This window comes from Paenibacillus sp. 2TAB19 (genome assembly GCF_052115185.1).
Lineage (GTDB): Bacteria > Bacillota > Bacilli > Paenibacillales > Paenibacillaceae > Pristimantibacillus.
On sequence record NZ_JBFRGE010000070.1, the window covers coordinates 22,948 to 34,398 of the forward strand.

An 11,451-nucleotide genomic window follows, 5' to 3' on the forward strand; every position below is an offset into this window, starting at 1 on the left:
TGAATGAAGAAAGGTTGGTTCGATCATGAAATTTACTGACGGCAACTGGCTGATTCGAGAAGGCTATGATGTGCTTGGCGCAGTCCAAGTGCATGACTTTGAACAACAGGACGGCAAGCTGATCGCATACGCATCGCCGCGTCCGATCTTAACACGCTCCAATATGCTTGATACGATGCTGCTAACGGTTCAGTTTCATTCTCCGCTTCCCGGCGTCATCGGCGTAAAGCTCATTCACCACGCGGGTGTCGTAGATCGCGGACCTGCTTTCGAGCTATCGAAGTCGGACGGCAGCCATGCGGTTATTGAGGAAAACGAGAACGAGGCCGTATTGACGAGCGGAAGCCTGAGCGTTCGCATACGCAAAGGTCCGGAATGGGCAGTCGATTTCTACCGCGGCTCGGAACGTATTACGGGCAGCGCGCAAAAATCAATGGCTTACATTACGGAGAAAAACAATGGCGCGTTCATGCGCGAAGAGCTTGATCTTGGAGTAGGCGAATGGGTATACGGCCTAGGAGAACGCTTCACGCCGTTTGTTAGAAACGGCCAAGTCGTCGATCTATGGAACAAGGATGGCGGTACAAGCTCCGAGCAATCGTACAAAAACATTCCTTTCTATATAACGAACAAAGGTTATGGCGTATTCGTCAACCATCCGGAGCTTGTATCGTTCGAGGTTGCTTCGGAGAAAGTAAAGAAGGTTCAATTCAGCGTGGCGGGCGAGTCGCTTGAGTATTTCGTCATCGACGGTCCTAGCATGAAGGAAGTTCTCGGAAAGTACACCGATCTGACGGGCAAGCCTGCGCTGCCGCCGGCATGGACGTTCGGACTATGGCTGACGACGTCGTTCACGACGAACTACGACGAAGCAACGGTTAACTCATTCGTTGACGGCATGGCTGAGCGCGATCTTCCGCTTCACGTATTCCACTTCGACTGCTTCTGGATGCGCGAGTTCCATTGGACGGATTTCAAATGGGATGAGCGTCAATTCCCGGACCCGGTCGGCATGCTTGCGCGCCTGAAAGAAAAAGGTCTTAAAATTTGCGTTTGGATCAATCCTTACATTGCGCAGCGCTCCCGTCTGTTCGAAGAAGGCAAGCAAAACGGCTATCTAGTTAAAAAGCCAAACGGCGACGTATGGCAATGGGATCTATGGCAGCCAGGCATGGCGCTTGTCGACTTCACGAATCCGGCTGCTTGCGAATGGTATGCAGGTTACCTTCGTGATTTGGTCGATATGGGCGTCGACAGCTTCAAGACGGACTTCGGCGAGCGTATCCCGACTGATGTCGTGTACCATGACGGTTCTGATCCAATCAAAATGCACAACTTCTACACGTACCAGTACAATAAAGTCGTGTTCGACGTTCTAGAAGAGAAGCTTGGCAAAAACGAAGCAGCGTTGTTCGCGCGTTCCRCAACGGCTGGCGGACAGAAGTTCCCGGTTCACTGGGGCGGCGACTGCTACGCGGATTACGAGTCGATGGCGGAAAGTCTCCGCGGCGGATTGTCGTTAGGCTTGTCCGGCTTCGGCTTCTGGAGTCATGACATCGGCGGCTTCGAGAGCACGGCTCCGGCACATGTATTCAAGCGCTGGTTGGCATTCGGCTTGCTGTCGAGCCATAGCCGTCTGCACGGAAGCAAATCGTACCGTGTGCCTTGGGCATATGACACGGAAGCGGTTGACGTTACTCGCCACTTCACGAAGCTGAAGAGCCGTATCATGCCGTATTTGTTCAATACGGCGGTACAAGCGACTGAGCAAGGCGTTCCTTCGATGCGCGCAATGGTGCTCGAATTCCCAGAAGACCCAACAAGCGAACAGCTTGATCGCCAGTACATGCTGGGTGATTCGCTGCTCGTTGCACCGATATTCAATGAAGCGGGCAAAGTGACCTATTACTTGCCAGAGGGCAAATGGACGCATTTCCTGACCGGCGACATTGCCTGCGGCGGCAAATGGTTCAAAGAAACGTACGACTTCTTCAGCCTGCCGCTGTTTGTACGTCCGAACTCGTTCCTTGCGCTTGGCGCGAACGATCTTCGTCCGGACTACGATTATGCTGACGGCGTTGAGCTTCAATTGCATAACCTGGAGGATGGCCGTACAGCGGAGACGATTGTGCGCGATCTGAAAGGCGTATCTGAGCTTACGATCTCTGCCGTAAGAAGCGGCAACTCCATTTCCTTCAAGGTGAAGTCGAGCGGCAAGCCGTTCTCGGTATYGCTCAAAGGCATTGGCGCAATTGCCTCCGTTGAAGGCGCATCGGCTGAAGTCGACGGCACAGTCGCACGCTTCGCTGCTGGAGCGGGAGAAGCATCGTTCGTCATCACGATCCAATAATCGTATAATCGCCGTCTAACCGCGGTATGCCCCCTAACGATGGCCGTTGCAGCGGCTGCTGTTAGGGGGCCTTTCATTTTGGAACATGCATTTACCAAAATCGCATATAAAAATGCTAATAAGTTAGCTGTTTTTATAATGGGGTACTATATATAATGGAAAACGTACAGCAATGAGCTTATCCATGAACACAATATGATTATATAAAGGAGTGCTACTCGCATGACACGACTCAGTATCGGTTTGCAGCTGTATACGCTGCGCGATGTATTGGCTGAAGATTTTGAAGGCACACTTCGCAAGGTAGCCGCACTTGGTTACGAGGGTGTGGAATTCGCAGGTTACGGCGGCATGGAAGCAGAAGCGCTGCGCGACTTGTTGCAAGAGCTTAACCTGAAAGCAATCGGCTCGCATATCGGCCTGCACCTGCTTGAAGGAAATCTTGATGGTGAAATTGCTTATTTGAAAACGATTGGCGCGAAGTATGCAATCTGCCCTTGGTTGCCAGTTGACGCACGCGATACGGAAGCATGGCGTACTCATCTTGTGAATTTTGAGCAATACGGTAAACGTTTCCAAGCTGAAGGCATTGATTTCGCTTACCATAACCATGATTTCGAATTCGAAGTGGAGATTGACGGCCAAATCGTATTCGACGCTTTGTACGAGCGTATCGATCCGAAATATTTGAAAGTAGAGATGGATATCGGCTGGGTACAATATTCCGGCGTAGATCCGCTTGCTTATATCGCTAAATACGCAGGACGTCTGCCGCTTCTTCACCTGAAGGATTACCGCGGCGGCGAGAAAGGCCAGCAAATCGATACGGTTGAGCTTGGCCGCGGAGACTTGCCGCTTCTTCCGATTATTGATGCAGCTGAGAAAGCTAACGTGGAATGGTTGATCGTAGAGCAAGATACTTGCGCGAATCCGCCGCTTGAATCCGTTGGCGAAAGCATGGAATGGTTGAAAAGCAATTATTTGAAATAAGCGATATTTCGCTAACTTAACTTATAAGATAGGCAGGGGAAACTAAATGTCCAAAGTTCGTGTAGCAGTCATTGGTTGTGGTTCCATCTCGAAATACCGTCATATCCCGGAATATGCGTCTCATGCGAACGTTGAGCTTGTTGCTTTCGTTGATCCAATCATCGAACGCGCTCAGCACTATGCAGATCAATTCGGCGCCAAAGCTTTTGCTGATTATGAGCAAATGCTTGCTGAAGTGAAGCCTGACGCAGTAAGCGTAAATACGCCGAACGCGCTTCACGCACCTATGTCCATTACTGCAGCTAACGCTGGCGTTCACGTTCTTGTTGAGAAGCCAATGGCTGTAACAGACGAAGAGGCTGCTGCAATGATCGAAGCGGCTAAGAAAAACAACGTACATCTGATGGTTGGCCAAAACCAACGTTTCATGCCTCCGCACGTGAAGGCGAAGCAAATTCTTGAATCCGGCATACTCGGCAAAGTGCTTACGTTCCGTACGTCCTTCGGACACCCGGGTCCAGACAACTGGTCGATCGACGGCGCTAGCAGCTGGTTCTTCCGCAAGCCTGAAGCAATCATGGGCGCAATGGGCGACCTTGGCGTACACAAGTCCGACCTTATCCGTTGGATGCTGAACGACGAAGTTTCTGAGATCGCAGCTTTCGTTGGCACACAGCACAAAGATACGGATGTAGACGACAACGCGGCTTGCTTGATTCGTATGAAGAGCGGCACGATGGGTACGCTTGTTGCAAGCTGGACGTACTACAAAGGCGAAGACAACAGCACGATTCTATGGTGCGAGAACGGCGTTATGAAGATCGGAACGCATCCAGACGATCAAGTTATCGTTGAGCTGCGCAACGGTACGGTTGAGAAACACAAAGTAGGCGCTATCTCGACCAACGATAAGCAAGAATCGAGCGGTGTAATCGATGCATTCATCGAGAGCATTGTGAACAACACGACTCCAGCGGTAACTGGCGAAGACGGACGCGCGTCGCTTAAAGTGATCTTGTGCGCATTCGAATCGCAAGCTACAGGCAAGTTCGTTAGCGTTAACTAATCACCGTTGAACAGGAATACCACCGTCAAGCGGCTTCGGCCCTTGATGGTGGTATTTTTTGTAATCACTATATTGCATTGTAGAATACTACATGGTATTGTATAGTTACTGAAGATTGATCGAAAAAGACGCGTGCTTGCGATAAGCTATTCTACATTAATGAATACCTAACAATATTAAGTACGTGCATTACGCAATTGGAGGATACGGAATGAACATTCAGTTTAAAAAAGGCGTTCTCGAAATATGTGTTCTCGTCCTAACGACAAGAGGTGATCGCTACGGCTATGAGCTTGCCGTCATGATATCTGAGAAGTTCGAGCTTGCAGTGGGCAGTGTCTATCCCCTGCTTAACCGGCTTACGCAAGAGGGGTTCTTCTCCACATATTTGAAGGAATCGACCGAAGGACCGCCGCGCAAATATTATCATTTGACGCCCGAAGGCTGGAGTCACATGCGAATGCTGATCTCAGAATGGAATTCGTTTACGAAAGCAGTCAATGAAATAGTAGAGGATGGATTGAGGCCATGATGACAAAACAGTCTTATATGAACGAGCTGAACAGGCTGCTCAGGAATGTGTCCGAAGAGCAGCGTAAGGAATGGCTCTACGATTATTATTTGCACTTCGAGCAGGCTGCGCAGAACGGCCAGAGCGAGGAGGAAGCCGCTCTTGAGCTGGGCGACCCAAGACATATCGCCGGAGAGCTGCTGCTCGGTTATCGCGTAGAGCAAGCCGAGACGAGCAAAACCTATAGAGGACTGTCGCGCGCCGTGTTCGCAACCGTTAGTCTCGGACTATTCAATTTGATCTTTATCATCGGACCTTATGTGGCATTAGCAGCCGTATTGCTCTCCATGTGGGCTGTGGCGCTGTCAATCGCCTTTGTGGGCTTTGCAACCATCGCGGACAGCTTCTGGGTAGAGACCTTCACGAAGCCGCAAGCTCTGTCGCTGGCGCTAATATGCTTCTCGGTATCCATTTTGCTTGGGATCGGGCTAAAGAAACTAACGAGCCTTTTCTACATTATGACTTTGAAATATTTGAAGTTCAACACGCGTGTCGTTAGGGGGAATTCGAAATGAAGAAGCTAGCGACGTTTGCCGTCATTATGCTGATTGCTGGAATTATCGGCGTCTTTATGACCTTTAATATGCAGGATTTGAAGACTTTCGGAACGGAAGCCGTTCTAGTGGAGAAAACGATTGATGCGAAAGATATCCATAACATTAAAGTGGATTCAGACAGTGTGAATATCGAGATAAAGCGGAGCGCGACAAGCGATATCAAAGTAAGTATCGATGGCCGCGCAAGCAAAAAATATGTGGATCGGTTCGAACTAACAGCGGAAGCTGAAGGCGATACAGCCAAGATCCATGCAGACTATAAGGATATCTTTTTTGTAGGCTTCAATTATGTTGATGTTGACCTCGTTATCGAGCTGCCTGATCGGCTATGGGATAGCATTGAATTAGATTCAAAGCATAGCAATATCGATATCGAGCATTTAACGGCCAAGGAAGCTGTTATTACGTTGGGAAGCGGAAATATCGATACTGAGGAGCTGCAAGCCGGCATTGTGAAGCTGACGGCAAGTCATGGCAATATGGATCTGGAGAACGTAACCGGCGACAATGTGGAGCTGCAGAGCAGCAGCGGCAATATTAAGCTCGAAACATACAGTGTCGGACAATTAAAGGTACATTCCGATCATGGCAATATTACGATCGAAGATGGAGTAGGCGCTGTCCAAGGAAGCACGAAGAGCAGCAATATTCGCTTTAATGCGGATGAATTGAAAGATAACGTCTCTTTAACAACAAACCATGGCAATATCCGTTTAGAAGTCGAGAAACAGCCGGAATCGGCGGAAATTGTTTTGAAGCATGCGCATGGCAATCGGGACATCGATTGGAAAGGCATTGAAGCCTCAATGCATACCGAGCATGCGTATAGCGGCAAGCTTGGAAGCGGCGCAATCAAGATCGAAGCGGAGTCGGAAACGGGCAATATCAAGCTTGGAATCGATTAAGTAGAGACAGTAGAAGGCATACATGCGGTTAGGTCCGTATGTATGCTTTTTTGTTGTTCCTTAAGGCTTTTTTCGCATGAAAAAAGGCTAGAATCGCAAATTAGCAGATTCTCATAAAGCAGTGACAGTGCGGATTTGACCGTTATTTTGTCCGAATTGGCAGTTTTTGTGTCATGAATCGCCAAAAACCCCATGTTAAGATAAGTGGCGTCGGGGATGACCGAACGCATACAAAACAAGCACTGTCTCATTGGAATGACAGTCGCAAGACGTTTTGTATAAATAATAATATCTTTTTAGGAGGAAAATTTCATGAAGATGCAACCAATACGTGTAGGTGTCGCCAGCATTATCGCAGCAACGATGATCGGTGCGGGTGTTTCGGCTCAAACGGCAGGTGCCGCACCTGTAGTGAAGACGAACTCCAACGTTCATACTTTCGCATTTAATCAAGACGCGATTAACCAAATCGCGAACAAATACGGAATTGACCTTAGCAACATCGATTTGGGTAAGATCCTGTTTAACGGATGCACCATTACATTGCCTTCGACAGGCGGCAATACAGGAACGGGTAATGTGACTAACCCAACTCCAGCTCCAACAACGAAGCCGGTGGTAACGCCAGCTCCGACAACGAAGCCAACAACAAAGCCGGTTGCGACGCCAGCTCCTACTGCAAAGCCAACAACAAAGCCGACAACGACACCAGCACCTTCGACAGCGCCTAGCACTGGTCTTAGCGCTTTCCAATCCCAAGTCGTTGATCTAGTGAACCAAGAGCGCGCTAAAGCAGGCCTTTCCGCTCTTAAGGTTGATACGTTGCTGACGAAGGTAGCTACGGAGAAAGCTCGCGATATGGACGTGAACAACTACTTTAGCCATACTTCACCGACTTACGGTTCGCCATTCGATATGATGCGCCAATTCGGAGTCACTTATTCCTATGCAGGCGAGAATATCGCTTCGGGTCAACGTACTCCGCAAGAGGTTATGACAGCATGGATGAATAGCTCAGGCCACCGTGCCAACATCTTGAACGGAAGCTTTACCAAAATCGGCGTTGGTTATGTGAACGGCGAATGGGTTCAAATGTTCATCGGCTAAGCATTAAGCAGTTGGAATGCCCGAGATTGACGACAGGGGCGCATTCGCCCCTGTCGTTTCTTTTTTTCAAGGAAATGAAAGCACATACTGATGAGAACGACAACAATACTTAGCGCATCGATTTGCGTAAGGAGGATATCGACTTGAACAAAACTATGATCGCCGCAGCAGTCGTTGGATTATCGGTACTATTTGCATCGAGCTCTGTTAACGCTGCCTCTAGGACTCATATCGCAGGTGAGAGCACGACCTTCTGGAAGCTATCTCAGAAATACGACGTTTCCATTGATTCGATCATGAAAGCTAATCCCAACGTGAAACCGGACAATATATATAAAGGCCTTAGGTTGACTATTCCGGCCACGGGCAACACTGCAGCGAACAAGGTTACAGCTATGGCTGCGAATGAGGCATCCGATACAACAGCTTCTAAGGTAACGGCGCTAAGCGGCAAATCGTATGCTTATTCCCAGTCGCTTCTAGTGAAAGCGACAGCCTATACGGCGGCTGCTTCCGAGAACGGCGGCTGGGCTGGGCTCGATTACTTCGGCAATAGCCTGAAGGTAGGTACGATTGCTGTAGACCCGAAGATGATTCCGCTTGGAACGAAACTTTATGTGACCGGCTATGACTACAATGGATTGCCGCAAGGCGGTATGATCGCAACGGCAACCGATATCGGCGGCTCGATCAAAGGCAATCGAATCGACATTTTTGTTCCTGACAGTCAGAGCAAAGCGATGAAGTTCGGCATTCAGCAAGTGAAAATTTATATTTTGGAATAATGAAATTAAGGCAGACCCTTCATAAGTCATGGGGTCTGCCTTCTTTCATTGTATAGGCCGATCGGCCGACTTGCCGAGCAGCTCTGGCAAGGTGACCAGCTCGTAGCCCTTGTTCCTTAATAGGAGGATGAGCTGCGGCAATGCCTTAACCGTCCCCGAGAGGTCTTGTCCATCACCGCCGCCTGCATGCTGGAGAATGATCGAGCCTGGCTGGAGCGTCTTCTTGATGTTGCGAAGCACGGCTGAGCTTGGACTGTTCTTCCAATCAACGGAATCGACATCCCAATTCACGATTGTATAACCCGCTAGCTTGCTCCATCTCACCTGCTGCGGCAACAGCTCCCCGTACGGAGGGCGTACATAACGCGGTGAATAACCTATAATGTTCTTGAGGATTGCGTCAGTACTCCATATTTGCTTGCGATAGCTGCTAAGCGATAGTTTAGACATAACAGCGTGATCGTAAGAATGATTGCCAATCGTATGGCCTTCACGTTGAATGCGCTGAACAAGCTGCGGATGCTTCTGCGCACGGTTGCCAACAATAAAAAACGTTGCGCATACGTCATATTGGGCCAAAATATCAAGGATGGCCGGCGTATATCTCGGATCAGGCGCATCATCAAATGTAAGAGCAACCTTCCTCGAATTGCGAGGTCCGTTAAGCACGTAATTGTCGGGAAATTGTTTTTGCAGCTTCACCCATGACATGTCGTCTTTACGCTGTTGTTTCGCGGCCTGTTTCGGTTTAAGGGAAGCATACACAAAGGATGTTCTAGACGATGAAGTGCCAATTCCGGCATGCAGCATTAAGCAAATAAGGAGCAGTACGGCCGATTTCATTGCCATAGAGAGTCGTTGTGTGCGCATTCAGCTTCAATCTCCGATCGATTATTGTGGAACAGGCAATGCGGCTAGTGTTCCCGACCGTCATCTTTTCATGCGCATTGTCAATCCGAGGAAGAGACGATATAATGAAAACGATTATCATGTGCATTCATAGTGCAGCAGCCGTCAATAGACGGCGGAAGCCGTTTGCGATTGTAGGAGGGGATGGATTTGAATATGGATGAGGCGATAGCAGCTTTGTTGGATGATGAGTTTAACTTAGCTGTTCACGACAAAGAGAGCATCCTATTTAGTTGCGCGGCAACTGATTTGTTGAATGAGAATATAATGAAGCAAGTTCTTAATTCATATATGCCATTAGTGAAAGGCACCGATATTTCGGTAGCCGAGGTGTATATGGCAGGCTGGTTCAGAGGTCCGATGCTTGGTATGCTGTATATGCTGTCGGCATGGAACAAAACGCTCGATCTATCGCTTGAAAATATTCAGTTCCAAGTACATGAAGCAACTTATCAAGATCGCAAATATGTTAGCTGCGCATTGAAGCTTAATCATACAGATTGGGTCAACGGACCAGATGATGAGGGAGAGGTCGAGCTTTGGAAGGCGAAGAAGCTGGGCGATTACTTCGCTCATACGGTGAGACCGATCTACGAGTCGATTGAACGGGCTGGAACGCTTAAGAGCGCGATGTTATGGGGGCAATTGCCTACCTCCCTTGCCTATGGCTATGATCGATTGATGGCGTCCGCCCAATGCGATTCTGTTAAGCAAAAGGCGGAGGCCAATTACAAGCTGGTCAAGGAGCTTGATCCGGCGTTGTTCGGAAGAAACAAAAATCCGTTAGCCGTTAAGTTTCACATGACGGAATCGCTTCAGGATCCGAACAAGCAAATGCGTATGAAGTCCTCTTGCTGTTTGTATTACTTGGTCGACAGCGGCTATTATTGCTTTACATGCCCGCGCCTGAAGGAAAGCGAGCGGGAGAGCCGACGAGAAGCGTATCGTATGGAGAATCAAGCGCAATTATAGAATATAGGAGAAAAAGCCCCTCAGAGGCCCGGCACTTCACACCGGTCTCTCTGAGGGGCTTTTCCTAATGAATGACTGTTTATTTCACTTTGAATACTTGGATCGTCCGTTGAAGCTGGGTAGCCATCGTTAACATACGCTCTGTTTCCGTAACGACGGTTTRTACCGAAGTAATTTGCTCGTTCATCGAAGCGGATACTTGCTCGGTGCCGGCAGCCGATTGCTKGGTGATTGCCGAAATATTCTGAATGGCTCCTGCGATTTTGCGAGCGCTCTCAAGCATCGAATCGCTTTCTTGCGCGAATGCGTAGATCTGCTCGGTAATGAATTGAACGCTTTGAACGATTTCGGCAAATACAAGCTCCGATTCGCGAATACGCTCAGTCTGCATATGTACAACCTCTTCATTAACCTTCATATTGCTGATCGTATGTTTAATGCCTTCATCGATGCTCTTCACGAGCGTGAATACTTGCTTGGTAGAAGACGTCGACTCTTCGGCTAACTTGCGCACCTCCTGCGCTACAATAGCGAAACCTCTGCCATGCTCTCCCGCTCTAGCAGCTTCGATGGAAGCGTTAAGCGACAGCAGGTTGGTCTGCTCAGCCAGGTCGGAGATCGTCTTCGTAATAGCCGATATGCCCTGAGCTTTGCGGGCAAGCTCTTCGATTGTCATCGACACTTTAGCTGTAGCCTCTACGTTGCGGCGCATCCCGTCGGACTGTACTTCAAGCGCTTGTCGGCCTTTCTCGACGAGCTGAAGCGTGTGCTCGGACCGATTGTTCATTTCTTTCGTAGCGCTTGCGTACGATGTAACGCGCATTTCAATTTCGTGAATGGAATCGCTCATATCGGCGACATCCTCGGATATTTCATTTGCCCCGGTTGCAAGCTCATTGGCAGAGGCAGCGACCTGCTCCATCGCGATCTTAATGTTGCTGTTCTTATCGAAGATGCTTCTGCTTGTTTCGGATACATGACGGGTAATATTGGATGTCTCGGTCAATATGTCCTTCAGCTTGTCGATCATACTGTTAAAAGCATGTCCCAGCTCGCCCAGTGCAACGGAAGAGGTCATATCAATTTTTTGCGTAAAATCGCCTTTGGAAATTCGGAACGCCGTGTTTGACATCTCATCGAAGGAATGGTTGATCGCCTTCCATTATTTTCATTCATGTCATTTGGACGGCAGTCAATTTCGATTTCATTTGGGTGATGACGGAGGGTGGTCCGCTGTAT

At 48.9% G+C, this 11,451-nt stretch carries 11 protein-coding genes; 9 read left to right on the top strand and 2 right to left on the bottom strand.

The genetic code is table 11. The features are described from left to right. The first annotated feature begins 25 nt into the window (after window positions 1-25). The 8 genes from yicI to AB4Z33_RS24150 all read left to right on the top strand — a co-directional run bounded on the left by yicI (window position 26) and on the right by AB4Z33_RS24150 (window position 8,331). Window positions 26-2,350: an alpha-xylosidase gene (gene yicI, locus AB4Z33_RS24115; RefSeq protein WP_442052333.1), complete on the top strand. Its 2,325-nt coding sequence runs from the start codon at window positions 26-28 to the stop codon at window positions 2,348-2,350. Window positions 2,351-2,572: 222 nt separating this feature from the next. Then, a complete protein-coding gene (locus tag AB4Z33_RS24120; protein ID WP_442052334.1) occupies window positions 2,573-3,340 on the top strand; it encodes a sugar phosphate isomerase/epimerase family protein in 768 nt (255 codons plus the stop codon). 46 nt (window positions 3,341-3,386) lie between these two features. Beyond that, the gene (locus AB4Z33_RS24125; protein WP_442052335.1) at window positions 3,387-4,406 is read left to right on the top strand and encodes a Gfo/Idh/MocA family protein; all 1,020 of its coding nucleotides are present in this window, start codon (window positions 3,387-3,389) and stop codon (window positions 4,404-4,406) included. Window positions 4,407-4,617: 211 nt separating this feature from the next. Continuing rightward, the gene (locus tag AB4Z33_RS24130; protein WP_337098143.1) at window positions 4,618-4,938 is read left to right on the top strand and encodes a PadR family transcriptional regulator; all 321 of its coding nucleotides are present in this window, start codon (window positions 4,618-4,620) and stop codon (window positions 4,936-4,938) included. Beyond that, entirely contained in the window at window positions 4,935-5,492 is a 558-nt protein-coding gene (locus tag AB4Z33_RS24135; protein ID WP_442052336.1) for an HAAS signaling domain-containing protein, read from the top strand. The genes AB4Z33_RS24130 and AB4Z33_RS24135 overlap by 4 nt, the downstream gene beginning before the upstream one ends. Further along, on the top strand, window positions 5,489-6,439 hold the full coding sequence (locus tag AB4Z33_RS24140; protein WP_442052337.1) for a DUF4097 family beta strand repeat-containing protein: 951 nt from the start codon (window positions 5,489-5,491) through the stop codon (window positions 6,437-6,439). Before AB4Z33_RS24135 ends, AB4Z33_RS24140 begins: the two co-directional genes overlap by 4 nt. A gap of 312 nt (window positions 6,440-6,751) precedes the next feature. Next, a complete protein-coding gene (locus tag AB4Z33_RS24145; RefSeq protein WP_442052338.1) occupies window positions 6,752-7,546 on the top strand; it encodes a CAP domain-containing protein in 795 nt (264 codons plus the stop codon). Window positions 7,547-7,689: 143 nt separating this feature from the next. Beyond that, the gene (locus AB4Z33_RS24150; RefSeq protein ID WP_442052339.1) at window positions 7,690-8,331 is read left to right on the top strand and encodes a 3D domain-containing protein; all 642 of its coding nucleotides are present in this window, start codon (window positions 7,690-7,692) and stop codon (window positions 8,329-8,331) included. Window positions 8,332-8,376: 45 nt separating this feature from the next. Here AB4Z33_RS24150 and AB4Z33_RS24155 read toward each other — a convergent pair whose 3' ends face one another. Next, the gene (locus tag AB4Z33_RS24155; RefSeq protein ID WP_442052340.1) at window positions 8,377-9,180 is read right to left on the bottom strand and encodes a polysaccharide deacetylase family protein; all 804 of its coding nucleotides are present in this window, start codon (window positions 9,178-9,180) and stop codon (window positions 8,377-8,379) included. 216 nt (window positions 9,181-9,396) lie between these two features. Here AB4Z33_RS24155 and AB4Z33_RS24160 point away from each other — a divergent pair, with 216 nt between their 5' ends. Continuing rightward, window positions 9,397-10,212, top strand: a complete 816-nt coding sequence (locus AB4Z33_RS24160; RefSeq protein WP_442052342.1) for a (2Fe-2S)-binding protein — start codon at window positions 9,397-9,399, stop codon at window positions 10,210-10,212. A 79-nt stretch (window positions 10,213-10,291) separates the two neighbouring features. On the opposite strand, the gene AB4Z33_RS24165 is transcribed toward AB4Z33_RS24160, so the two are convergent. Then, on the bottom strand, window positions 10,292-11,344 hold the full coding sequence (locus AB4Z33_RS24165) for a methyl-accepting chemotaxis protein (protein ID WP_442052341.1): 1,053 nt from the start codon (window positions 11,342-11,344) through the stop codon (window positions 10,292-10,294). Between the last annotated feature and the right edge of the window lie 107 nt (window positions 11,345-11,451).

Bases quoted from the DNA above. Each gene is read 5' to 3' on its own strand.
- AB4Z33_RS24155 (WP_442052340.1), bottom strand. From the start codon at position 9,180: ATGGCAATGAAATCGGCCGTACTGCTCCTTATTTGCTTAATGCTGCAT.
- AB4Z33_RS24125 (WP_442052335.1), top strand. From the start codon at position 3,387: ATGTCCAAAGTTCGTGTAGCAGTCATTGGTTGTGGTTCCATCTCGAAA.
- AB4Z33_RS24140 (WP_442052337.1), top strand. From the start codon at position 5,489: ATGAAGAAGCTAGCGACGTTTGCCGTCATTATGCTGATTGCTGGAATT.
- AB4Z33_RS24120 (WP_442052334.1), top strand. From the start codon at position 2,573: ATGACACGACTCAGTATCGGTTTGCAGCTGTATACGCTGCGCGATGTA.
- AB4Z33_RS24145 (WP_442052338.1), top strand. From the start codon at position 6,752: ATGAAGATGCAACCAATACGTGTAGGTGTCGCCAGCATTATCGCAGCA.
- AB4Z33_RS24130 (WP_337098143.1), top strand. From the start codon at position 4,618: ATGAACATTCAGTTTAAAAAAGGCGTTCTCGAAATATGTGTTCTCGTC.
- AB4Z33_RS24160 (WP_442052342.1), top strand. From the start codon at position 9,397: ATGGATGAGGCGATAGCAGCTTTGTTGGATGATGAGTTTAACTTAGCT.
- AB4Z33_RS24135 (WP_442052336.1), top strand. From the start codon at position 4,935: ATGATGACAAAACAGTCTTATATGAACGAGCTGAACAGGCTGCTCAGG.